Below are 22,376 nucleotides of genomic sequence, written 5' to 3'. Positions count from 1 at the left end.
CACGCGTGGCATCTATCGGACAGATCGTCAATCCGACCTCAGGCAGCGATGCGCTTGCGCGTGCAAGGCAGCGCGCCAGTTTGGTGCCGGATTGTCTGGTGGAGGCCAAGCGTATCGCCAACACGGTGATCGCCGGCTGGCACGGCCGCCGCAAGCGCGGCATCGGCGAGAATTTCTGGCAGTTTCGCCCCTATACCGAGGGTGAAAGCCTGGCGCGCATCGACTGGCGCAGATCCGCTCGCGACGACCATACCTACATTCGCGATCGCGAATGGGAAGCGGCCCACACGATATGGCTGTGGGCCGACATGTCGCCGTCGATGATGTACAAATCCACGTTCGGCACCGTCTCGAAGGAAAGCCGCGCACTGGTCATCATGCTGGCGCTTGCCGAGATCCTGTCCCGCTCCGGCGAACGCGTCGGCTGCCCAGGCGTGATGGAGCCGATTTCGGCGCGCAATGCCGCCGAGCGACTCGCCGCGGCATTGATGCATGCGCCCTTCACCGGCGGACTGCCGGAAACCTCGATGATCCGCGGCTGGAGCGATCTCGTGCTGATCGGTGACTTTCTCGATGACGCGCAGGCTGTCATGGCGCGCCTCAGCCCGCTGGCGCGGCGCGGTCTGCGCGGTCACGTCATCGAAGTCGCGGACCCGGCCGAAGAACTGTTTCCCTATAGCGGACGAACCGAATTCAGCGACCCGGAGACCGGCCTCAAGCTCACCTCCGGCCGTGCCGAAAATGTTCGCGATGCCTACACCCGCGCCTATCTCGCCCGACGCGACGATCTCGGCCAGGCGCTGCGCCATCTCGGCTGGACATTCATAAGCCATCGCACGGATCATCTTGCGTCGGAGGCGCTGGTGGCTGTCCACATGTACCTCTCCGGCATGCCGGCTAAGGCCACGCACGGAGGGCAGCTATGAACGCCCTTCCCTTCGCATTCGCCTATCCCGCCATCCTGGGTGCTCTTGTAGCACTTCCCGTCATCTGGTGGCTGCTGCGGCTGACGCCACCACGTCCGAAGGCGGAGGTTTTTCCACCGCTGAAGATCCTCGCAACCGTGCTGAAGCGCGAGGAAACGCCAGCCCAAAGCCCGTGGTGGCTGACGCTGCTTCGCATGCTGATCGCAACCGCGGTGATCCTCGCCATCGCCGATCCCGTGTTCAATCCGCGCACCGGCACGCTCGCCTCTGGCGGTCCGCTGGTGCTCTTCGTCGACAACGGCTGGGCGACCTCCCCCGACTGGGAGCGTCGCGTCAAGACCGCCGATGCGCTGATTGATGACGCCGAGGCGGCGGGCACGCCCGTCGCGATCGCCTTTACCGCGGACCAGACCAACGACGCCGTGCCGGGCACTGCCCAGGCCGCCCGAGACAAGCTGCGCGCTGCCGAACCGGCACCACTCGTGCCCGATCGCCAGCGCGCCTTCGACGCGCTGCGTGCTGCCCTGAACGGTGTCCATCCCGGTACGCTCGCCTTCCTGTCGGACGGTGCAGCCTCAAAGGACAACGACACGATCGTTCGCCAGCTCTCGGATCTGCAACCGGCGCAATTGCGGCTGATCACCGGCGACACCTCGGGCATCGTGGCCATCACATCGGCGGCCAACGCAGCGGACTCGATGAATGTTAAACTGACCAGGCTCGATGGTTCAAAGCCGGCCTCGTTCGCTCTTAGCGCATTGGATACGCAAGGCCGCGCCATTGCCAATGGCAGCGCAGATTTCGGATCCGGCCAGACCGTCGCCACGAGCTCGGTCTCGGCGCCGTTCGAAATGCGCAATGACTTTGCCCGCATTTCGGTGACCAACGCCGGAACGGCCGCATCCGTTCATCTGCTTGACGATGCGTTCAAGCGGCGTCGTGTCGTGTTACTGTCCGGTGAGAGCGCCGATAACTTCCAGCCGCTTCTGTCGCCGCTGTACTATATCCAGCGCGCGCTTCAGCCATATGCGGATCTCATCCAGCCGACGGATTCCGACCTCGCGGTCGCCATTCCGAAGCTCCTCGCAAATAATCCCTCCGTCATCGTCATGGCCGACATCGGGCGGTTGCCGGAGGAGACCTATGAACCGCTGAAGCGCTGGATATCGAACGGCGGTATGCTATTGCGCTTCGCCGGTTCGCGCATGGCGGCAGCCCCGGCGGACGATCCGCTGATACCGGTCATTCTGCGACAGGGCGAACGCGCGTTGGGCGGCACGCTCTCCTGGAGCGAACCGCAATCGCTCGCCGAATTTCCGGCCTTCGGTCCCTTTGCCGGCATCCCGCGCCCGACCGATGTGACCGTCAAGCGCCAAGTCCTCGCGGAACCGACGCCCGACCTGGCTGAACGGACATGGGCGAGCCTTTCGGACGGGACACCGCTGGTCACCGTCAAGCCGATTGATGCCGGACAGATCGTCCTGTTCCATGTCACGGCCGAAGCCACATGGTCTGATCTCCCGATTTCCGGTACCTTCGTCGATATGCTTCGCAGGCTCGTACAGATGTCCCGCTCCGGCGGCGTAACGTCGGAAGCCGCGAAGGGTCTTCGCGTGTCGGAAGCATTGCCACCGTTCCGGATGCTCACCGCAAACGGTGCGTTGTCGACCGAAACCGGCTCAGCGCGCCCATTGTTGCCGAACGCGAAAACCGAACCTGTTGCCGGTTTCGACAACCCGCCCGGGCTGTACGGCTCCGAAGACGGCTTCGTATCGCTGAACGTGCTCCCGACGGGCGCGGAGCTCAAGCCACTGGATACACAGGGAGCCAACGTCATTCGCGAGGGCTTGATCGGCGGCGAGAGCTGGTCCGCCAAACCCTCGCTCTTCCTGGCGGCTTTCCTGCTCTTGCTTCTGGATGGTTTCATCATGCTGGTCATGAACAATGGATTGCCGCGCATGCGCCGGACCGCCGGAGCGGCAGCCATCCTGCTTGCCGTCATGGCAGCATTCTTCGTGCAGCCAGGCGAACTGCGCGCCAACGACTCGCAACCTGGCGACGACGTCATCCTGCAGCGACTAGACAACACCCACCTGGCCTATGTCGTGACCGGCGAACCCGATGTCGACAAGATGTCCGAACGCGGACTTGAAGGGCTGACCGAGTTCTTGACCTACCGCACCACGCTCGAGCCGGGGGCACCCGTCGGCCTCGACCCCGCCAAGGATGAGCTGGCCTTCTATCCGATCATCTACTGGCCGGTTTCCGCCACGGCGCCGATGCCATCGGCAGCCGCAATCAACCGGATCGACGCCTATATGCGCGACGGCGGTACGGTGCTCTTCGACACCCGCGATCAGTTCGACGGCGTCGGAACCAACGACAATGGCGGCACCAGTGCGAATAGTGCGCGCCTGCGCGAGATTCTCGCCAATCTCGATATTCCGCCACTGGAGCCGGTACCGTCGGACCACGTTCTGACGAAGTCGTTCTATCTCCTTTCCAGCTTTCCAGGCCGGTACGCCGGCGGCCCTCTCTGGATCGAAGCACGACAGGACAATCGCAGTGCGAACGCGAAATCCGCGGGCGCCGCCGATGGTGTCTCCCCGATCCTCATTACCAGCAACGACTTCGCAGGGGCCTGGGCCGTCGATGAAAGCGGACAGCCGCTGCTTCCGACCATCCCGCCGGATGAAACCCAGCGCGAATACGCCTACCGCAGTGGCGTCAACATCATGATGTATATGCTCACCGGCAACTACAAGACGGATCAGGTCCACGTCCCGGCCCTGCTGGAACGGCTGGGGCAATGATATGACGCTTGATTTTCATCCTTTCCTGCCCTGGCCGCTATTGGCCGCACTTGCGCTCGTAGCCGCGCTGATCGGCGCCTTTGCCGTCTGGCGCCGCATGCGCGGAGCCTGGGTCCGCCTCGCCGCGGCCTGTGCCCTGCTTGCCGCGCTCGCCAATCCTGTCCTGCTGCAGGAGGACCGCGAACAATTGTCGACGGTCGTGCCCGTCATCGTCGACCGCAGTCAGAGCCAGCAAACACCCGAGCGCATCAAGATGACCGACGAGGCGCTGGCGCAACTGAAGGAGCAGGTCGCCCGCTTTCCGCAGATCGAGCCGCGTTTCGTCGATGTGAACGAAGAACGGAATTCTGACGCTCCCGCCACCCGCCTGTTCAACGCGCTCTCGGCCGCCATCGCAGACGTTCCGCCCGCCCGCATCGGCGGCGCGATCATGCTGACCGACGGCGAGGTTCATGACGTCCCCGGCGTCAACCAGGCGCTTGCCTTCGACGCTCCCATACACGGTCTGATCACCGGCAAGGCAAATGAGTTCGACCGCCGCATCGAAGTCGTCAAGGCGCCGCGCTTCGGCATCGTCAACGAGGAACAGCAACTGGTGCTGCGCGTCTTCGACGATGGCCCAGGCCCCGGAGGCACCGCCGACGTCACGGTCAAGCTCAACGGAAACGAGATTGCCACCCTGCAGGCGACGCCCGGGCAGGACACGCCCTTCTCCTTCAAGGTCGAGCGTGGCGGCAGCAATGTTTTAGAGTTTTCGGTCGCAGCCGTTCCCGGCGAGGTCACGGACGCGAACAACCGCGCCGTTCACGTCATCGACGGCATTCGCGAGAACCTGCGCGTTCTTCTGGTGTCCGGGGAGCCGCATGCCGGCGAGCGCGCCTGGCGCAACCTGTTGAAGTCAGATGCCGCCGTCGACCTCGTCCACTTCACCATCCTGCGCCCACCGGAAAAGCAGGACGGAACGCCGATCAACGAACTCTCGCTGATCGCCTTCCCGACGCGCGAGCTGTTTGTCGACAAGATCAAGGACTTCGACCTGATCATCTTCGACCGCTACCAGCATCGCGGCGTCCTGCCGATCCTCTATTACGACTACATCGCGCAGTATGTTGAAAACGGCGGTGCGCTGCTGATCGCAGCCGGCCCCGAACATGCCGGGCAGGATTCGATTGCGTTGACACCGCTCTCCTCCGTCTTGCCTGCCGCGCCGACCGGCCAGATGATCGAGAAGGCCTTTTATCCCCGCCTTTCCGAGGAAGGCCGCAAGCACCCGGTCACACGAGGCCTCGACGGCTCGGCCGACGAGCCGCCGCATTGGGGCCGCTGGTTCCGCAGCGTCGATGTCGAGCCGCCGCAAGGCCAGACCGTGATGGTGGGCGCCGACAATCATCCGCTGCTGGTGCTCAACCGAGCCGGACAGGGCCGTGTCGCAATGCTGCTTTCCGACCAGGGTTGGCTCTGGGCGCGCGGCTTTGAGGGCGGCGGCCCCCACGTCTCCCTCTACCGTCGCATAGCGCACTGGCTGATGAAGGAGCCGGCGCTGGAAGAAGAGGCGCTGACGGCGCGCGCTTCAGGCCGCACGCTTGAGATCACTCGCCAGACCATCGGCGACAATCCCGGCAACGCGACCGTACGCTATCCGTCCGGCCGGATGGAGACCCTCCCGCTCACGCAAGCCGAGCCTGGCCTCTACAAGGCCGAGAAGAGGATGGACGAAATCGGGCTGTTCGAGATCCACAATGGCGACCTGACGACACTGGTCCATATCGGTGCTGTGGATGCGCCTGAATTCAAGGCGATGATCTCGACCACAAACAATCTGAAGCCGATCACTGACAAGACCAAGGGCCTGATCGCCCGCGTCTCCACCACCAGCGGTGCGATCGAAGTCCCGCCGATTCTGCCGGTCCGCGGCCAGATCCGCGCCGCGGACGACCAGCGTATGCAGATCCGCCTGACCAACGAGACAGTGCTGAAGGGCATCAACACCCTGCCGCTCTTCGCGGGCTTTGCGGGCGTCGGCGTCCTGCTGCTGGCCTTTGGTGCGATGTGGTGGCGCGAAGGTCGATGACGCCATGACGATGATCGAAGTCACCAGTTCGCCCCTGCCCGACGATCTGGCGGTGATCGGAGACGGCTTGTCAGCCTTCAATACTGCCGACGTAGGACCGGCTGGGCGCCAAGTGCTGACCGTGCTTATCCGCGATACCGACGGAAACGTGACAGGCGGGCTCTCAGGCTACACGGCCTGGGGCTGGCTGTTCACGCAGTGGCTCTACATTCCCGATCAGCAGCGCGGCAAGGGAATGGCCGGCCTGATCCTCGCCAGCGCCGAGGACGAGGCGACGGCCCGCGGTTGCCATGGCGCATGGATCGACACGTTCAATCCCCAGGCGCTCCGCGCTTACCTCAAGCAGGGATACGAGATCTTTGGCGAACTTCCCGACTTTCCCGCCGGTCGCACCCGCACGTTCCTGCGCAAGAAACTCGGCCAGTCCTGAGCGTTGTCATTGCATGCGGCCTCCGAAGGCTCTCCGCCGGCATCAGCAAGATCGTGACGCGATGATGCCCCTGAGGATGAAATCAATGCCGGCGAGAAAATCCCCCCGATCATCATGATCAGGCAATTGCGCCGCCACACTCTGCGTGAATGGGTACTCGACCGGATCCAGTCTGGACCAGGCGGACGACATTTCGCCAAGGAAATCGGACCGATCGAGGTTGCGCGCCTGAGCCAACTGGGCATTGGCCGCGTTTTGGCCGCTGACACCGAGAATGTAGCTCAACAGCGCTGATACAGCGGCCCACTGCGCGTGATCAGGCACGCCGAGCGCGCGAACCTGCTGACCGATACGTTCAAGAATCCGCACCGTTGGCAATTGCCCTGCAGCGCGCGCAAGCGTCGCACCGACCCACGGGTGAGCGTCGATCGCATCGAACATATCAAGCGCGAGTGCCTGGATCGCCGCCTCCGGGACGGCATTCTCCGGCTGCGCGCCCAGCGTCCGGGCAACCACCGCGTCGCATGCGGCAATCAGCAAATCATTCTTGTTGTCGATATGCCAATAGATCGCCCCCGCCCCGGTTTCGAGCCGTTCGGACAGCGCCTTGAACGTGAGGGCGCCCTCACCGCTGCTGTCCAGAAGTGCAATCGCCGTTTCCACGATGCGGTCCCGGGAAAGGGAGTCTTCCCGCCGTTGCTTGCCATGAGCTGTTTTGATCATGCCTGATCTTGACATGAATGGAACGGCATTCCAACTATGGAATGACATTCCATTCATGAAGGAAGTAGAATGAAGACACCAATCTCGATTATCGGAGCCGGTCTCGGCGGTTTGATGCTTGCCCGCATTCTCCACGTTCACGGCATCGCTGCGACCGTCTACGAGGCGGAAGTATCGGCAGATGCGCGTGCGCAGGGCGGCATGCTCGATATACACGGGTACAATGGCCAAGCCGCGTTGAAGGAAGCCGGTCTCTTCGACCACTTCCTCGAGATCATCCATCCTGGCGGGCAAGCGTCGCGCGTACTCGACAAAAACGGCATCGTCCTGCTGGACGACCACGACGACGGCACGGGCGGTCGCCCCGAGGTACACCGGGGAGACCTACGCAACATCCTCCTGAACGCGCTTCCGGCCGACACCGTCCGCTGGGGAAGCAAGCTCATCGAGGCCTCGCCTCTCGGCGGTGGGCAGCATGCTCTGAGCTTTGCCGACGGCTCAACGGTCGTGACGGACCTCCTCGTCGGGGCCGACGGCGCCTGGTCGAAAGTTCGTCCGCTTCTTTCCGGGGCAAGACCTGCCTATACCGGCACCTCGTTCATCGAGACATACCTGGTCGATAGCGACACGAGGCACAAGGCGAGTGCGAAGGCAGTCGGCGGCGGCGCTATGTATGCCCTGGCACCGGGAAAAGGCATCACAGCCCACCGCGAGCATGACGGTGTGCTGCACACATACGTGCAATTGAACAGGCCGCAGGAGTGGTTCACCCAGATCGACTTTTCCAACCGTATAACGGCCTTGGCGCGGATCGCGGAGGAGTTCCCCGGCTGGGCGCCCGAACTGACCGCCCTCATTACCGATGGCGAGACCGACCCGGCGCTTCGCCCGATCCATGCACTACCGAGCGACCACAAATGGGACCGGGTACCGGGAGTAACCCTGCTCGGTGACGCCGCGCATCTGATGTCGCCCTCTGGCGAAGGCGCAAATCTCGCCATGTTCGACGCCGCCGAACTCGGCAAGGCGATCGCCGCCAATCCGGGCGATATTGAAGCTGCACTAATGGCGTATGAGACAGACCTCTTTGTTCGCAGCGCCGCTGAAGCCGCGGAGTCGGCGGAGATCCTCAAGATGTGCCTCGGGCCCGAAGCGCCGCGCAGTCTGGTCGATTTCTTCAGTGCCAAAAAGACCTGATCGACAGCTCTGTGACTAGGCCAGGGCTGTCCGGCGCGTCTCCGCATCGATCGCCGTAGCGGCGATGGCCGCAATGACGAGGAGGCCGGCAAAAAGCCCGATGGCAACGCCAAGGCCCTCGGCAACGACGAAGGCCATCAGCGACGGTGCGAGCAGCCCGCCGAGACGCGCCATGGCGCCCGCCGCCCCCATGCCCGTCGCCCGCGAGGCTGTCGGATAGAGTTCCGGTGTATAGGCATAAAGCGCGCCCCATGTTCCGAGCAGCGCAAAGCTCATGATCAGAAGAGACGCACCGATCAGGACATCGCTGCCCGACAGGACGAACAGGAGGCATCCGAGTGCCGATAGCAGGCAAAAGCCGATCAGGGTGGGCTTCCTGCCCCAGGCTTCAACACCGTAGGCCGCAAGAACATAGCCCGGCACCTGCGCCAGAGCCACGAAGACAAGGAAGCCATAGCCGCGGACGAAACCGAATCCATCACCGGCGAGCTTGGCCGGCATCCAGGTAAAGACGCCATAATAGGAAATGGACACCAGGAACCAGATCATGAGGATCAGCAGGCTGCGACGCCGCAGCGGACCAGAAAATATTCCTTCGCCGGCGGCATGCGGCGCGGCAACGATCTCTTCGCGCGCCGCAAGAGGCGCCTTTCCGTGCAAGGTCAGCACCCGGTTGACGATTGCCTTTGCATCTTCCGCCCGGCCGGTCCGCAGCAGATAGAGCGGCGATTCCGGGACAAAAAAGCGCAAGGTCAGGCCGAGCAGCGCCGGCACCGCGGTGACGCCGAAGATGTAACGCCAGGCATCCTGAACGCCGGCAACGCTGAAACCCCAGGCAGCAAGCGCAACGATCAGTGTTCCGATCGCCCAGAACCCCTCGAGGGCGACCAGCCAGCGGCCGCGGCTTTTCGCAGGCAGAAACTCCGCCATCATCGCATAATCGACCGGCAGCGTGCCGCCGACTGCAAGGCCTGTCAGGAAGCGAAGGACAAGCAGGCTAGTAAAATCCGGGGCAAAGATCGACAGGGTTCCGAAAAGCGCATCGCAGGCGACGGTCAGGATCAGCACGTAGCGCCGGCCGACCTTGTCGGCCAGGCGTCCGAAGACGACGGCCCCGATCAGCATGCCGAGAAAGAAGAGCGTTCCCGTCTGCAGTGCCTGCGGCACGGTCAGTCCGAAGGTCGCCGCGATTGGTGCAGCAGTGAACCCCACTGCCAGAACCTGCATCGCGTCTGCCGTCCAGACGAGGCCGAAGATACCCATCAATCGCCGCTGAAACGCGCCCGTGCCGGCACGATCCAGTGCCTCGTCCATGGATATTCCCGCCATGCGCCCTCCCCCAAGCCTCTGAAAGATCACGCGAAGCGCGCTTCAGACGATAAGGCATTACCGCATGCGCGCTATTTGCGCCAGCCGATAGTTCCCTTCAGCCGCGTATGTGTATCGTCGGCAAGCGGCACGACAAGGACGCGGCCCGGATCGACGGGGCCCGGGAAGGTCAGCGCATTATAGGCAACCTTCTCGAAGCCGAGCGGGCAATAATAGGGCGGATCGCCGATGAGGATGACGGCCTCGGAGCCTTTCCGTCTCGCGGCCTCGACGGCAATTCTCACGAGCTCGCGGCCGATGCCCCGGCTCTTGTGGGATGGCCGAACGGCGAGCGGCCCGAGCAGGTGCCCCTTGACCGCGCCGGCGACGACAGGCGTCATCCGCACGGACGCGATCGTCTCGCCATCGTCGGCGCAGATGAAGGACAGCGAAAGATCGTGGGGACCCTGCTCACGAATGCGGGCAGCCGCACGCGTATGTCGGCCGGGGCCAAACGCTTCTTCGTTGATATGTTCGATAGCAGCGTCGTGCGACGCATCCTCAGTGAGGTAGACCAGATCGTGCTTGTGCATGATGAGACAGAAACCGGATAAACGCATTGATAGGTTCTCGAACACGCCGTCAGGCGTTCGGGAGCATCAGCGTCGTCGCAGGTTTCTTGGTGCAAACATCAAATCGGGTTCCAAAATGTGAAATGGCCGATAGCAGGAAAATTTTCTGCCGTCCAATGGAAAAATCGGCCCCAGGTGGCCGACGTGACGCACTGTTCAATCTTTGCGGCCCTGTAAAGATGCGCGCGCTGCGATATCTTCCGTTGCAACGAACGAATTGAAGGACAGATCAATGGGCAGACTGGTGGACGGCGTTTGGCAGGACGTCTGGTACGACACGATAGAAACCAAGGGCCATTTCAAACGCGCGGCCTCGCAGTTCCGCAATTGGGTCACGGTGGACGGACAGGCCGGCCCGTCCGGGATCGGCGGTTTCAAGGCGGAAGCCGGGCGGTACCATCTCTACGTCTCGCTCGCATGCCCGTGGGCCCATCGCACCCTGATCTTTCGCAAACTGAAGAAGCTCGAGGACCTGATTTCGGTATCTGTCGTCGATCCGCTGATGCTGGAGAACGGGTGGGAGTTCAAGACCGGCGACGGCGCGACCGGCGACCAGCTGTTTGGCTCCAGATGGCTATGGGAGATCTACGCCAAGGCCGATCCCAACTATTCGGGTCGCGTGACAGTCCCCGTGCTGTGGGACAAGAAAACCGGCACGATCGTCAACAACGAGTCGTCCGAAATCATCCGCATGTTCAACAGCGCGTTCGACGGTCTGACCGGCTCGACAGCCGATTTCTACCCCGGCGACCTGCAGGCCTCGATCGATGACGTGAACGCAATCGTCTATGACACGGTGAACAACGGCGTCTACAAGGCAGGCTTTGCCACGACCCAGGAAGCCTACGAGCAGAACGTGGTCAAGCTGTTCGAGACGCTCGACATGCTGGACGAACGGCTGGGCAAGGGACGCTACCTGTTCGGCGACCGGTTGACGGAGGCCGACTGGCGCCTTTTCACCACGCTGGTGCGCTTCGATCCCGTCTATGTCGGGCATTTCAAGTGCAACATTCGCCGGATCGACGACTATGCGAACCTTTCCGGCTATCTGCGCGATCTCTACCAGACGTCAGGCATCCGCGAGACGGTCGATTTCCGCCACATCAAGCACCACTACTACCGCAGTCACCGCACGATCAATCCGACCGGGATCGTACCGGTCGGGCCAGTGCTCGAGCTCGATCGACCGCACAATCGCGGGACCTTGGCTGCCGCCTGAACGGCAGCCAAGTCAGGGGGTTACCAGATATGGGCGGGCTCCTGTTCGCCCGCCAGTTCGGCGAGGCGGCGATACGTCGCCTCGGTCGTACCCTGAGGTAGGTTGTCGAGGGCAAAGAAGCCGCATTCGACGATCTCCCGATCCGGCCCACGGGGAGCGGTCTGCACCACGTCCACACGATAGAACAACACATGGTCGCGTCGGCTGGCACCGGTGTTGAAATAGACGTGGATCAATTTCGGGCGGCCGATGATCTTCAGATTGCCCTCTTCCCGCAATTCCTTGATCAGCGCCTCTTCGGCCACTTCGTTGCGCTCCAACCCGCCGCCGGGCATATGCCAGCCCGGCACATAGCTGTGGCGAACGAGGAAGATGCGGCCCGCGTCATCAAAGCATGCAGCCCTCACGCCCATCGTCATCCCGCGCGCCACGGCAAAATAGGTATGGACGATGCGCATCAGCAGGCGCGACTGCCAGGGGCGTATATGTTTCAAGCGATTTCCAATTCCATCAATCCGTTCAAGCCATTGTGTTTGAATTGCTCCCGTAGTGGGCTATGTGTGCAACCATGTTCAAGCTCGCCCACATCTCCGATGCCCACCTCGGTCCGCTGCCTCGCCTTTCGGTCCGAGAACTGTTTTCCAAACGCATTACAGGCTTTGTGAACTGGCATCGCAACCGGCGCAAGCACCTTTTCGGCAGCACGCTTGATCTGCTGCTCGACGATATTCGCGACAAACAGGCCGACCACCTGGCGGTGACAGGCGACCTCGTGAACCTCGCGAGCGGCATAGAAATTCGCGCTGCGGCGGCATGGTTGACGGAACTTGGCGAGGCTGCTGACACCTCGGTCGTGCCGGGCAACCATGACGCCTACGTGCCCGGCGCCTACGAGAAATCGATGCGCGCATGGTACGACAACGTACGCGGCGATCTTGCGCCCGAGGAATGGGAAGAAGGACGCCATATCTTTCCCTATCTGCGCGTGCGCGGCAAAGTGGCCATTGTCGGCTGCTCGACGGCGGTCGCTACACCGCCCTTTGCCGCCAGCGGCTTCTTCGGAGAAAGACAGGCCCGCGACACAGTGAACATGCTGCGCGCGGCAGGAGAAGCCGGCCTCTTCCGTGTTGTGCTGATCCACCATCCGCCGATCCGGGGCGCGACCTCCTTCCACAAGCGAATGATCGGTATTCGCCGGTTCGGCGCCGTCATATCCACAGGCGGCGCCGAACTGGTGCTTCACGGGCATACGCACCTCAACACGGTCCACTGGCTGCGTGGGCAGGTCGCCCCCGTGCCGGTCGTCGGCATTGCATCCGCCTCGCAGGGGCCCGGTGGCCTGAAGCCGCCGGGCGCCTACAATCTCTTCAGCATCGACGGCTCGCCCGGCGCCTGGGAACTCAAGGGCGAGCGCTTCAGCATCAACGAGACCGGCGATGACGTACTCCAGGAAAGCGTCGATATTTTCAGGCGTTAGCGCGCTTCGCGGAATCATATTGGCAACGACAGGATTCAACACTTTAACGTGCTGACCACGTCAGCCTCTTGGTATTTGGGAATGTGAGCGTACAATCCGGAAATCAGCGCATCCTTTGAAGGAGTTACCGCATGTATTCCGTTCATCGTTTCCGCAGTCTTGCTCTTGCCGGCTGCATGGCCCTCGCCTTTTCCGCCCCCGCCTTTGCTGCCGGAGAGGAAAGCGACGGAACCAAACCTCCGCCGAAGACGGAAACGACAACCAAATGCGCCGACGGCAAGATCTGGGACAAGAAGCGCAAGGAATGCGTTGTCCCTAAGAAGAGCAGCTTCAACGATGACGATCTCTACAAGGCCGCTCGCGAATTCGCCTATGCCGGCCAATACGACAATGCACTCACGGTTCTTCACCTCGCAAAGAACCAGGATGATCCCCGCATCCTGAACTATCTGGGCTATGCCAATCGAAAGGCGGGCCGGATGGAGCTGGGCATGTCGTATTACCGAAAGGCGCTGCAGGCCGATGAGAACTATATTCTCGCACGGTCATATATGGGACAAGCTTTGATGGAACAGGGTGATGTGCAGGGAGCGCGCGTGCAACTCGTCGAAATCCGCGATCGCGGTGGCGAGAACACATGGGCGTATCGCTCGCTGCTGCAGACGTTGAACGGCTACCGAACCTATTGATGTCAGCGGCAGTACCCAACCGAAAAAAAGCTTTGAGAACCCGGAGGATAAGCCAGCCGGCGCTTGCAGACCATCGGCGGTTTGTTTCATAAAGGACACAGAGAGATATTATTCGATTCCATGCTGGGCACTTCGCCCGACCGCGCAAGCGGCAATCTGGAAAGACCATGCGTCAACCCGTGACGACCATCGATATCAGACGCGACCTGGTAGGGCTGTTGCCCCGATTGCGTCGTTTTGCGATGACCCTCACCGGCGACGCGCCGAGCGCCGACGAACTGGTGCAGTCCGCTTGCCAACGCGCCATCGCGAAGAGCAACCAGTGGAATGGCGAAGGTCGCCTGGAAAGCTGGGTCTATATGCTGCAACGCCAGCAGTGGACCGACGACAGCCGCAGACGCAAGCCCCAGGCCGCCGCAAGATCGAATGTTACCGACATAAGGGACGCCACGCGCAATGGTGCCTCGGTCATCGATACCGACATGATCCACAGGATGATCGCCGAAATGCCGGAAGGCATATCGGCTGCATTCCTTCTCGTGGCCGTCGAAGGCCACTCCTATCAGCAGGCCGCCGATATCATGGGTGTCGGCGTCAACATCATAGTGTCGCAACTGGCATTGGCGCGACTGCATTTCGCCAGCGTCGCAGACCACTATCCTCACAGGTACTGAATTGCTCGATTTCAAGAAACTGCCGCTAGATGCTCAATTGACCGCCCTGATCGACGGTGAGACGACGCCGGAGCAGAAGCTGGAGCTGGAGCAGCGCGTTGCAACGGACGACGGCGCGAAGCGGCTCTATGACAAGCTGCGCCACGGTGCAGACTTCGGAAAGCGCCGGATGGACGATGTTCTGAAGGAACCAGTGCCACTCGCCCTCGTCCGCTCAATCAAGAACGTGCAGCCGCCAAAGGCGCCGATCGCGCCGCGCCTTTCTCGCCCGTCGCTGAAGCTGACGCCAAGCCGCCCACAGGCGATTGCCGCGGCGCTCGTCCTCTTTGCCGCGGGTTGCGGCGTCGGCTATCTCGTCGCCGACAACAGAAGTGCTCCCGCATCATCGCAGACGGTCGAGGCAGCGCCGGAGCCCAACGAATGGCTCGACGACATCACCGCTTACCAGCGCCTGCTGGCTCGGCAGCCACGACACCTGGTGGAAGTGCCGGCCTCCCAGTCCGAGGAAATCTCCAGCTGGTTGACGACCACGGTCGGCGTGGCTTTCCGCGTGCCTGATATCTCTGATGGGGGATGGACCTTCCAGGGCGCTCGCGTCGTGCTCGCCGACGGAAAACCCGCCGGGCAGCTGATCTACACCAGCGCCGACGGCGACACCGCCACGATCGCCTTCCGCAAGGACAACCAGCCGGACGATACCGAAGATTTCAAGGAAACGATCCGCGACGAAATCGGTCTGGTCACCTGGCACAATGCCGGGACATCCTATGTCCTCGTCGGCCCCTCGGCCGAGGCAACGCTCATCCAGCTCGCGATGCAGATCGCCACGGAAATCTGAGGCAACCGCGTCATCTCAGGCAGGCGCGCCACCTTGCGCCTGCCCTTCTCTGATGAGATCAGGCCTTGCCGGCCTTCAGGTCAAGCACACGGTTCGCCGCCGAGACGATCGCTTCCAGCGACGCGCCGACGATATTCGTGCTGATGCCCGCACCGAAGAGCTTTCCGCCCGGATAGGACGTCTCGACATAGGAGATGGCTGCGGCATTCGAGCCGTGCTGCAAGGAATGCTCCGAATAATCCTGCACCGACATCTCGACGCCGAGATAGTGCGAGAGCGCATTGATGAAGCCATCAACCGGGCCGTTGCCCTTGCCCTCGATCCGCTTCGTCTCACCGTTATCGGTAATCTCGGCGGCAACGATGCGAACCCCCTTGCGGTCCGGATCAGCGTAGGTGTGATGATCGACGAACTTGATGCGGCCTTCCGGCTGCGTCACGTAACGCTCGATGAAATGATCGTAGATCCGCTTCGACGGCAATTCCTTGCCCTCTTCGTCGGTGATCCGCTGAATCTCCTCGCGATACTCCACCTGCAGGTTGCGCGGCAGGTTCAAGCCGTAGTCCTGCTGCAGGATGTAAGCGATGCCGCCCTTGCCGGACTGTGAGTTGATGCGGATGATCGCCTCGTAGGATCGGCCGACGTCCTGCGGGTCGATCGGCAGGTAGGGCACTTCCCAGACCGGGTGGTTGGCAACCTTGATCGCCTTCATGCCTTTGTTGATCGCATCCTGGTGCGAGCCGGAGAAGGCCGTGTAGACCAATTCGCCGACGTAAGGGTGGCGTTCGCCGATCGGCATCTGGTTCGAATATTCGAACACTTCCTTCATGCGCACGATATCGGAGCAGTCGATCTCGGGATCGACGCCCTGCGTGAACATGTTCAGCGCCATGGTGACGACGTCGACATTGCCGGTGCGCTCGCCATTGCCGAACAGCGTGCCTTCGACACGATCGGCGCCGGCCAGCAGCGCCAGTTCGGCGGCCGCGATGCCGGTGCCGCGGTCGTTGTGCGGATGCAGCGAGATGATCAGGTTCTCGCGATTATCCAGGTTGCGGCACATCCATTCGATCTGGTCGGCATAGACGTTCGGAGTCGCCATCTCGACGGTCGACGGCAGGTTGATGATCAGCTTGTTGTCGGGGGTCGGCTTCATGACGTCGATGACTGCGTTGCAGATTTCCAGCGCCACATCGAGTTCGGTGCCGGTGAAGCTCTCCGGCGAATATTCAAAGCGATAGCCGCCGCCTGCCTTCGCCGCCATGTCGGAAATCATCTTCGCCGCATCGACGGCGATCTGCTTGATGCCATGGACATCCTTGGCGAACACGACACGACGCTGCAATTCGCTCGTCGAGTTGTAGAAATGCACGATCGGGCGATTTGCGCCTTCGAGTGCTTCAAACGTTCGCGTGATCAGTTCGGGGCGGCACTGTACCAGCACCTGCAGCGATACGTCGTCGGGCACATTGCCCTGTTCGACGCACCAGCGTGCGAAGTCGAAATCGGTCTGCGATGCGGACGGGAAGCCGATCTCGATTTCCTTGAAGCCCATGTCCAGCAACAACTGGAACATCCGCGCCTTGCGGTCGTGGCCCATGGGGTCGACCAGAGCCTGGTTACCATCACGCAAGTCGACCGAGCACCAGATCGGCGCCTTGGTCAGCGTCTTCGACGGCCATGTGCGGTCGGGAATGTTGACCTGCGGGTAAGGGCGGTACTTCACCGCCGCGTCAGGCATGCCTTTGGTTTGGGAGCGGGTCTTCGTGTCCATGTCTTCTCTTCCTCTTCCCGTCATACGGCCAGCCGCGTAATAGCTCATGGAGCTTCGCTTGGCGATGACGAATCCGGAGCAAAAGCATCCGGTCGATCAATTTTGGGGATTGGCACGAGGAGCGATGGCCTGGCGGGCTTTCGGCCGCCGGGCGCTCCTCAACGGACCCGGCAACCGCGCGTAAGGCCGAGGAGAAGAAGCGATGTCAGGGCGCGCGTATTGTCGCGCAGGGCGATGCGCCCGCGTGCAATCTGCTCAGAAATCATGATGCCCGTGTTCTTCATGGCTGCGTGTATAGCCGGGGGACCAAAAACTGGCAATCCCCTCGCCTATTTTTTTGCCAACTGCACAAATTGCGATAGCGCCATCATCAAACCGCCCGCCAGCAGCCCCCAGAAAGCGCCGGAGATTCCGCCAAAGGAAACGCCCGACGCCGTGACCAGGAAGGTCACCGCGGCCGCCTCGCGCGTTGCAGGCGCTTGAAACGCCGCCGTGGCGGAGCCCGAAAACGCCCCGATCAGCGCCAGGCCGGCCACGGCCTGGATGAGGATCGGCGGCGCCAGCGCGACAGAAGCCGTCACCGCACCGGCGAGCGGGCCAAGGATGAGGTAGCAGATACCGCAGACGATAACCGCCCAGTAGCGCCTACGGGGATCGGGGTGCGCGTCGGGGCCGGCGCACATCGCCGCCGTGATCGCCGCCAGATTGACGGCATGGCCACCGAACGGTGCCGAGAACAGCGAGAATATGCCGCTCACGGCAAAGAGCGGGCCAGGCTTCGTCTCGTAGCCATTGACCTTCATCACCGCGATCCCGGGAATATTCTGCGACGCCATGGTGACGATGAACAGCGGCAGCGCGATCGAGATGAAGGCGGGGACATTGAAGACAGGCGTGACCAGCTCAATCGTCGGCAGCAGCGACCGCTGGACCGAGGCCAACGCCCCATCCGGCACGTCGACGCCAAAGACCACCACCAGCACGAAGGCCGCCAGCGCCGCCGGCACCGCCCAAAGCCGCTTGAAGGCGCCGACGACGATCCATGCCAGCGCGATCGGCAGCCCGAGCAAGGGATTGAACCCGATTGCCTTGACCGGCGCGAAGCAGAGCCCGATCAACACACCCGCCAGCATCGCATTGGCGAGCGGCGCCGGAATCGCGGCAACGGCCCGGCCAAGCGGCTTGAACAGTCCGGCAACGATGATCAGAAGCGCGCAGACGATGAAGGCGCCGACGGCGGCATTGAAGCCACCCTCGACAACACCGGTGCTGGCAAGAAGCGCCCCGCCAGGCGTCGACCATGCCATACTGACCGGCAGCCGCGTACTGACACTCAGGACTATGGCGCAAAGCCCGAGCGAGATCGACAGCGCCATCAAGCCGGACGCGGCCTGCGCCTCCGTCGCGCCCACCGCCTGCAAACCATGGAGCACGACGGCAAACGAACTGGCGAACCCGACGAACGCAGTCAGGACGCCCATGAACAGGGCCTGGACGGAAAAGTCTTTGAGCATGGCAGCACTCTTGCAAAAGAAATGCTGCATGGAGCCGTATCGGGCAGAGTCGCGCAAGTGCAGATCGGCACCATTCGGTACCTACCAGCCGGCCGCGTCCACCTAGGCGTGCCTTACGACGAAAATCATTTCATCCGACATCATCTCGTCGAATGGTTTGCGGTCCCAATCGCCATAGACAGCCTCGGTCCGCAGCCCGGAAACTTGGATTAGCCGTTCGATCTCCCCGCGAGACAGGAACACAAGCTTGCTCGTTGAAACCAAAGTCTCGCTAGGGAAATGATAGCTGGTTTCGAAATGAACCCGGCCTTCACAGTACGAGACTACGTGCCGCGTCTCTCGGACGACAAGCTCATCTTGAACGACCTCGGACACACCTCCGTCCCAGCGTGTCTTCCAGTCGATTTCAGGATTGCGGGATTCAAAGACGATGCGACCTCCATCCGTCAGATGCTCGCGCATAGCGGCTAAAGCGGCAAGGACGGCGGTCTCATCAAGCAACACCTGAAAGGCATGACCTGTCATGATGATCAAATCGAAGCGCTTATCAGATCGGAAATCCTGAGAGTAACACTCGACCCATTCAATCCTGCCGCCATGTGGCTTTTGCCTGGCGATATCGAGCATCGACGACGACGGATCGACGCCCGTGACATCGTGCCCGCGTGCTGCATAGGCATCGCAGATCAGTCCGGTTCCGCAGCCAAGATCGAGGATCGACTTCGGCTCGCCGTCTGCCAGCGAAAGATAGAAGTCGCCGTCTGCAGACCAACCACAGAGGAGATCATAGAGAATTGCCAGACGCGGATGGTCGTAGTGCAAATCGGGCACGATGAAACTCCGCAGTCAGGTTGCCGAAAATAAAAAAGCGCCCTCGCCCGCCTTCTGGCAAGCAAGGGCGCTTCTCATAGCACAAAATCAGATGTCGCTCTGCGACGTGACGATCCGCGAAACGAGACCATAGGCCTTCGCTTCTTCAGCAGACAGCCAGTAGTCGCGATCGGTATCGGCAGCGATCTTCTCGTAGGACTGACCGGTGGCCGCAGCCATGATCTTGTTCAGGCGCTCGTTCATCTTGATGATCTCGCGAGCCTGGATCTCGATGTCGGACGCCATGCCGCGCGTGCCGCCGGACGGTTGGTGCAGCAGGAAGCGTGTGTTCGGCAGGCAAAGACGCTGCTCCTTCGGAGCCGCCACATAGATCAGCGCGCCGGCCGATGCGACCCAGCCCGTTCCGATCATCCAGACCTTTGGCTTGATGAACTTGATCATGTCATGGATCGAATCGCCGGACTCGACATGGCCGCCGGGCGAATTGACGTAGATGCGAATGTCGTCGTCGCTGGCTGCGGCGAGTGCCACGAGCTGCGAGCAGACCTTCTGCGCCAGTTCCTGATTGATCGGTCCATAGATGAAGATGGAACGCGACTTGAAAAGGTTCGCCTCCGTTTCCTTGCCGAGCGGCAGTTCCTTCGTCTTGTCGTCCTGGTCTTCGTCGTTCATTCGAACCTCTCTCACGTGAATTCGGGTTCCCCGCACATAGTGCGACTCAATGCGTAAAACAATGCGAGAAAAAGACAAGCCACGGAACGGGTGAACATATGGTTAGGGTGCCGGGACTTACCGAAATGTAACGCCGCATGGCTTTGAAATGCCCAAATCGCTACCTACCTCACTTCAGTACGGACCCACCTGTGCCCATCAAGGAGACGCGCCATGTCACCCGAAGAACGCCAACTGCTGACCTCCCTCTTCGACCGCGTCCGCACCGCCTCAGCCACCGCGCGTGACCCGGACGCCGAAAGCCTGATTGCACAGGCCTCACGCGAACAGCCCTACGCGTCCTACTATCTGGCGCAGGCCGTCATCATCCAGGAAAAGGGGCTGGAGGCCGCCGCCAATCGCATCAAGGAGCTGGAAAGCCGTGTCCACCAGCTCGAAGCCGCCGAAAGCGAGCACCATCAGGCCGAACAGGGCGGCGGCTTCCTGAGTTCGATCTTCGGCAGCGCGTCCGCCCCGCCACCGGCCCAGTCTTCCGGCCCGTGGGGCAACGCGCCGCGCCAGGCCATCCAGCAGGAGCGTGGCTTTGACGGAAACCCGCGCGCCATGCCGCAGCAGCAGGCAGGCCCGTGGAATCCGCAGCCATCCGCACCGTCCGCCGGCGGCAGCTTTCTGCAGGGTGCCCTTGGAACGGCCGCAGGTGTGGCAGGCGGCATGTTGCTTGCCAATTCGCTGAGCGGCATCTTCGGCAGTCACATGTCGTCTCTCGGATTGGGCTCGCCCTTGGCAGGCTCAAACCCCTTAGGCAGCAGCCCGGTCGAGGAAACCGTCATCAACAACTATTTTGGTGACGACAAGGACAAGACGCAGACCGTGGCCGACGACAAAGACGTCAACGCCGACAATGATGACGACAACGCCGGCCTCCAACAGGCCGACTATCAGGACGATGATGACGACCAGTCGGATTTCGGCAACGACGACACCTTCGACGTCTGACGCTCTCAGCCGACGGCAATGAATGGAAAAAGATACGGCGGCCGAATGGCCGCCGTTTCTTTTCATCCTCAGCCGCGACCGCGATAGGTCGCAACGCCCTGATCCGGCAGCCAGACACCCTCAGGCGGCTTGCCCGTCTGCCAGAACACGTCGATCGGAATGCCACCGCGCGGATACCAGTAGGCGCCGATGCGCAGCCACTTCGGATCGAGCAGCTCGACGAGGCGCTTGGCGATGTAGATCGAGCAATCCTCGTGGAAAGCGCCGTGATTGCGGAAGGAATGCAGGAAGAGCTTCAGCGCCTTCGATTCCACCAGCCACTCGTTCGGAATATAGTCGATGACGATATGCGCGAAATCCGGCTGGCCCGTCATCGGGCAGAGCGACGTGAACTCCGGCGCGGTAAAGCGCACGACATAGTCGGTGCCCGCATGGTTCGACGGCACTTTCTCCAGCACCGCCTCCTCGGGCGATTTCGGAGCCTCCGTCTGGTTGCCCAGCATGGAGAGGTTGGAAACGTCTGTGTTGGGCATTCAAGCCTCCTTGATGACTTTGACGCGGATGCCATGGGCTTTTTCGCCCTCCGGCTCCACGTGAATGGCGATGCTGGAGCCCGGATGCACGGCGCGGATGGCATCTTCAAGGCGGTCGCAGATATCGTGCGCCTGCCTTACAGACATGGCCGCCGGCACCACAAGGTGGAAATCGACGAAGGTAACCGCACCAGCCGTGCGTGTCTTGAGGTCGTGAACACCTAGCGAGCCCGTCGCATGCGTCGCGATTGCCTGTTTGATCGCTTCCTCTTCTTCAGGCTCGACGGCACGATCCATCAGACCGCCGATGGAATGGCTGATCACCTTCCAGCCCTGATAGAGAATGTTGATGGCAACGAGGATAGCCAGGATCGGATCGAAGATTGCGTAGCCGGTCGCAAGTGCCAGCAGCAAGCCGATGAGAACGCCGACCGATGTCACGACATCCGACATGATATGCTGGCCATCGGCCGTCAGCGCCGCCGAGCGGTACTTGCGCCCTGTCCTGATCAGCAGGCGCGCCCATATCGCGTTGAGAACACCAGCTCCGAAGTTGATTGCAAGGCCGAGCACCGGCGCCTCGAGCATCCGCGGATCCGCAAGATGGCTGACTGCCTCGTTGACGATCAGCAACGCCGCGACAACGATGAGCGCCCCCTCCGTCACCGCCGAAAGATACTCGGCCTTGTGATGCCCGAAAGGATGGTCGTGGTCGGCCGGCTTCTGCGCATAGCGAATGACGAAAAAGGCGATGAACGCCGCAACGACGTTGACGGTTGATTCCAACCCGTCCGAAAGCAGCGCGACCGAACCGGTCACCCACCACGCCACCATCTTCAATCCCATGATGCCGAGCGAAACGGGAATACCCCAAAACGCCAGCCGTCGAACCGTGAGATTGCCCTGTTTGTCCATATCGATCCCTCTGCGCCAGTCTCAGTGCGGATGCGAACGAATTGCAGAAACTATGCCATTCAAACGCAAAACCGCCCGCGCGAAAATCGCGCAGGCGGTCAATGAGGGCCATATGGGCAAGAATATGCGATTTGTCAAAGGGGC

The 22,376-nt window shown here is 61.8% G+C and carries 21 protein-coding genes; 11 read left to right on the top strand and 10 right to left on the bottom strand.

Annotation, left to right across the window (positions count from 1 at the left end):
- Positions 1 to 5: 5 nt before the first annotated feature.
- Genes A6U87_RS09100 through A6U87_RS09085 form a run of 4 tightly spaced genes read left to right on the top strand, consistent with a single transcriptional unit; the run spans position 6 to position 6,240 of the window.
- Positions 6 to 926, top strand: a complete 921-nt coding sequence (locus tag A6U87_RS09100; RefSeq protein WP_065690934.1) for a DUF58 domain-containing protein — start codon at positions 6 to 8, stop codon at positions 924 to 926.
- The gene (locus tag A6U87_RS09095; RefSeq protein WP_065690933.1) at positions 923 to 3,739 is read left to right on the top strand and encodes a DUF4159 domain-containing protein; all 2,817 of its coding nucleotides are present in this window, start codon (positions 923 to 925) and stop codon (positions 3,737 to 3,739) included. The genes A6U87_RS09100 and A6U87_RS09095 overlap by 4 nt, the downstream gene beginning before the upstream one ends.
- A 1-nt stretch (position 3,740) precedes the next feature.
- Positions 3,741 to 5,810, top strand: a complete 2,070-nt coding sequence (locus tag A6U87_RS09090) for a hypothetical protein (protein ID WP_065690932.1) — start codon at positions 3,741 to 3,743, stop codon at positions 5,808 to 5,810.
- 4 nt (positions 5,811 to 5,814) lie between these two features.
- Positions 5,815 to 6,240 (top strand): N-acetyltransferase, encoded by a 426-nt coding sequence (locus A6U87_RS09085; RefSeq protein ID WP_065690931.1) that lies wholly within the window; start codon positions 5,815 to 5,817, stop codon positions 6,238 to 6,240.
- 42 nt (positions 6,241 to 6,282) lie between these two features.
- Here the strand turns inward: A6U87_RS09085 and A6U87_RS09080 are convergent, their stop codons facing one another.
- Positions 6,283 to 6,963 (bottom strand): TetR/AcrR family transcriptional regulator, encoded by a 681-nt coding sequence (locus A6U87_RS09080; protein WP_065690930.1) that lies wholly within the window; start codon positions 6,961 to 6,963, stop codon positions 6,283 to 6,285.
- A gap of 69 nt (positions 6,964 to 7,032) precedes the next feature.
- Here A6U87_RS09080 and A6U87_RS09075 point away from each other — a divergent pair, with 69 nt between their 5' ends.
- Positions 7,033 to 8,160: an NAD(P)/FAD-dependent oxidoreductase gene (locus tag A6U87_RS09075; RefSeq protein WP_065690929.1), complete on the top strand. Its 1,128-nt coding sequence runs from the start codon at positions 7,033 to 7,035 to the stop codon at positions 8,158 to 8,160.
- A gap of 15 nt (positions 8,161 to 8,175) precedes the next feature.
- On the opposite strand, the gene A6U87_RS09070 is transcribed toward A6U87_RS09075, so the two are convergent.
- Together A6U87_RS09070 and A6U87_RS09065 are read right to left on the bottom strand one after the other, a co-directional pair.
- Positions 8,176 to 9,489 (bottom strand): MFS transporter, encoded by a 1,314-nt coding sequence (locus A6U87_RS09070; RefSeq protein ID WP_065690928.1) that lies wholly within the window; start codon positions 9,487 to 9,489, stop codon positions 8,176 to 8,178.
- A gap of 71 nt (positions 9,490 to 9,560) precedes the next feature.
- Complete coding sequence (locus A6U87_RS09065) at positions 9,561 to 10,061, bottom strand: GNAT family N-acetyltransferase (RefSeq protein ID WP_065690958.1); 501 nt, start codon at positions 10,059 to 10,061, stop codon at positions 9,561 to 9,563.
- A 271-nt stretch (positions 10,062 to 10,332) separates the two neighbouring features.
- Here A6U87_RS09065 and A6U87_RS09060 point away from each other — a divergent pair, with 271 nt between their 5' ends.
- Positions 10,333 to 11,319 carry a glutathione S-transferase family protein gene (locus tag A6U87_RS09060; protein ID WP_065690927.1) on the top strand — a complete coding sequence of 329 codons (987 nt, stop codon included), beginning with the start codon at positions 10,333 to 10,335 and terminating at the stop codon, positions 11,317 to 11,319.
- A 20-nt stretch (positions 11,320 to 11,339) separates the two neighbouring features.
- Here the strand turns inward: A6U87_RS09060 and A6U87_RS09055 are convergent, their stop codons facing one another.
- Positions 11,340 to 11,777 (bottom strand): NUDIX domain-containing protein, encoded by a 438-nt coding sequence (locus tag A6U87_RS09055; protein WP_065690957.1) that lies wholly within the window; start codon positions 11,775 to 11,777, stop codon positions 11,340 to 11,342.
- Positions 11,778 to 11,887: 110 nt separating this feature from the next.
- Here A6U87_RS09055 and A6U87_RS09050 point away from each other — a divergent pair, with 110 nt between their 5' ends.
- The 4 genes from A6U87_RS09050 (at position 11,888) to A6U87_RS09035 (ending at position 14,997) form a co-directional block, all read left to right on the top strand.
- On the top strand, positions 11,888 to 12,796 hold the full coding sequence (locus A6U87_RS09050; protein ID WP_065690926.1) for a metallophosphoesterase: 909 nt from the start codon (positions 11,888 to 11,890) through the stop codon (positions 12,794 to 12,796).
- A 131-nt stretch (positions 12,797 to 12,927) separates the two neighbouring features.
- Entirely contained in the window at positions 12,928 to 13,485 is a 558-nt protein-coding gene (locus A6U87_RS09045; protein WP_065690925.1) for a tetratricopeptide repeat protein, read from the top strand.
- Positions 13,486 to 13,652: 167 nt separating this feature from the next.
- Positions 13,653 to 14,159: an RNA polymerase sigma factor gene (locus tag A6U87_RS09040; protein ID WP_065690924.1), complete on the top strand. Its 507-nt coding sequence runs from the start codon at positions 13,653 to 13,655 to the stop codon at positions 14,157 to 14,159.
- A gap of 1 nt (position 14,160) precedes the next feature.
- Positions 14,161 to 14,997, top strand: a complete 837-nt coding sequence (locus A6U87_RS09035) for an anti-sigma factor (RefSeq protein WP_065690923.1) — start codon at positions 14,161 to 14,163, stop codon at positions 14,995 to 14,997.
- Between the two features lie 58 nt (positions 14,998 to 15,055).
- Here the strand turns inward: A6U87_RS09035 and leuA are convergent, their stop codons facing one another.
- The 4 genes from leuA to A6U87_RS09015 all read right to left on the bottom strand — a co-directional run bounded on the left by leuA (position 15,056) and on the right by A6U87_RS09015 (position 19,788).
- Complete coding sequence (gene leuA, locus A6U87_RS09030; RefSeq protein WP_065690922.1) at positions 15,056 to 16,771, bottom strand: 2-isopropylmalate synthase; 1,716 nt, start codon at positions 16,769 to 16,771, stop codon at positions 15,056 to 15,058.
- 329 nt (positions 16,772 to 17,100) lie between these two features.
- The gene (locus A6U87_RS09025; RefSeq protein ID WP_065690921.1) at positions 17,101 to 18,285 is read right to left on the bottom strand and encodes a benzoate/H(+) symporter BenE family transporter; all 1,185 of its coding nucleotides are present in this window, start codon (positions 18,283 to 18,285) and stop codon (positions 17,101 to 17,103) included.
- Between the two features lie 102 nt (positions 18,286 to 18,387).
- Entirely contained in the window at positions 18,388 to 19,116 is a 729-nt protein-coding gene (locus A6U87_RS09020; protein WP_065690920.1) for a bifunctional 2-polyprenyl-6-hydroxyphenol methylase/3-demethylubiquinol 3-O-methyltransferase UbiG, read from the bottom strand.
- 87 nt (positions 19,117 to 19,203) lie between these two features.
- Positions 19,204 to 19,788: an ATP-dependent Clp protease proteolytic subunit gene (locus A6U87_RS09015; RefSeq protein ID WP_065690919.1), complete on the bottom strand. Its 585-nt coding sequence runs from the start codon at positions 19,786 to 19,788 to the stop codon at positions 19,204 to 19,206.
- A 213-nt stretch (positions 19,789 to 20,001) separates the two neighbouring features.
- Between A6U87_RS09015 and A6U87_RS09010 the strand changes: the two genes are divergently transcribed.
- Positions 20,002 to 20,784 carry a DUF2076 domain-containing protein gene (locus tag A6U87_RS09010; protein ID WP_065690918.1) on the top strand — a complete coding sequence of 261 codons (783 nt, stop codon included), beginning with the start codon at positions 20,002 to 20,004 and terminating at the stop codon, positions 20,782 to 20,784.
- 68 nt (positions 20,785 to 20,852) lie between these two features.
- Here A6U87_RS09010 and queF read toward each other — a convergent pair whose 3' ends face one another.
- Together queF and emfA are read right to left on the bottom strand one after the other, a co-directional pair.
- Positions 20,853 to 21,317 (bottom strand): preQ(1) synthase, encoded by a 465-nt coding sequence (queF, locus tag A6U87_RS09005; RefSeq protein ID WP_065690917.1) that lies wholly within the window; start codon positions 21,315 to 21,317, stop codon positions 20,853 to 20,855.
- Positions 21,318 to 22,232, bottom strand: a complete 915-nt coding sequence (gene emfA / locus A6U87_RS09000) for a CDF family cation efflux transporter EmfA (protein WP_065690916.1) — start codon at positions 22,230 to 22,232, stop codon at positions 21,318 to 21,320.
- Between the last annotated feature and the right edge of the window lie 144 nt (positions 22,233 to 22,376).

This window comes from Rhizobium sp. AC44/96 (assembly GCF_001692185.1).
GTDB lineage: Bacteria > Pseudomonadota > Alphaproteobacteria > Rhizobiales > Rhizobiaceae > Rhizobium.
This window is presented reverse-complemented; position numbering and strand designations above follow the sequence as displayed.

Bases quoted from the DNA above. Each gene is read 5' to 3' on its own strand.
- A6U87_RS09095 (WP_065690933.1), top strand. From the start codon at position 923: ATGAACGCCCTTCCCTTCGCATTCGCCTATCCCGCCATCCTGGGTGCT.
- A6U87_RS09090 (WP_065690932.1), top strand. From the start codon at position 3,741: ATGACGCTTGATTTTCATCCTTTCCTGCCCTGGCCGCTATTGGCCGCA.
- A6U87_RS09085 (WP_065690931.1), top strand. From the start codon at position 5,815: ATGACGATGATCGAAGTCACCAGTTCGCCCCTGCCCGACGATCTGGCG.
- A6U87_RS09080 (WP_065690930.1), bottom strand. From the start codon at position 6,963: ATGATCAAAACAGCTCATGGCAAGCAACGGCGGGAAGACTCCCTTTCC.
- A6U87_RS09075 (WP_065690929.1), top strand. From the start codon at position 7,033: ATGAAGACACCAATCTCGATTATCGGAGCCGGTCTCGGCGGTTTGATG.
- A6U87_RS09070 (WP_065690928.1), bottom strand. From the start codon at position 9,489: ATGGCGGGAATATCCATGGACGAGGCACTGGATCGTGCCGGCACGGGC.
- A6U87_RS09065 (WP_065690958.1), bottom strand. From the start codon at position 10,061: ATGCACAAGCACGATCTGGTCTACCTCACTGAGGATGCGTCGCACGAC.
- A6U87_RS09060 (WP_065690927.1), top strand. From the start codon at position 10,333: ATGGGCAGACTGGTGGACGGCGTTTGGCAGGACGTCTGGTACGACACG.
- A6U87_RS09055 (WP_065690957.1), bottom strand. From the start codon at position 11,777: ATGCGCATCGTCCATACCTATTTTGCCGTGGCGCGCGGGATGACGATG.
- A6U87_RS09050 (WP_065690926.1), top strand. From the start codon at position 11,888: ATGTTCAAGCTCGCCCACATCTCCGATGCCCACCTCGGTCCGCTGCCT.
- A6U87_RS09045 (WP_065690925.1), top strand. From the start codon at position 12,928: ATGTATTCCGTTCATCGTTTCCGCAGTCTTGCTCTTGCCGGCTGCATG.
- A6U87_RS09040 (WP_065690924.1), top strand. From the start codon at position 13,653: ATGCGTCAACCCGTGACGACCATCGATATCAGACGCGACCTGGTAGGG.
- leuA (WP_065690922.1), bottom strand. From the start codon at position 16,771: ATGGACACGAAGACCCGCTCCCAAACCAAAGGCATGCCTGACGCGGCG.
- A6U87_RS09025 (WP_065690921.1), bottom strand. From the start codon at position 18,285: ATGCTCAAAGACTTTTCCGTCCAGGCCCTGTTCATGGGCGTCCTGACT.
- A6U87_RS09015 (WP_065690919.1), bottom strand. From the start codon at position 19,788: ATGAACGACGAAGACCAGGACGACAAGACGAAGGAACTGCCGCTCGGC.
- A6U87_RS09010 (WP_065690918.1), top strand. From the start codon at position 20,002: ATGTCACCCGAAGAACGCCAACTGCTGACCTCCCTCTTCGACCGCGTC.
- queF (WP_065690917.1), bottom strand. From the start codon at position 21,317: ATGCCCAACACAGACGTTTCCAACCTCTCCATGCTGGGCAACCAGACG.
- emfA (WP_065690916.1), bottom strand. From the start codon at position 22,232: ATGGACAAACAGGGCAATCTCACGGTTCGACGGCTGGCGTTTTGGGGT.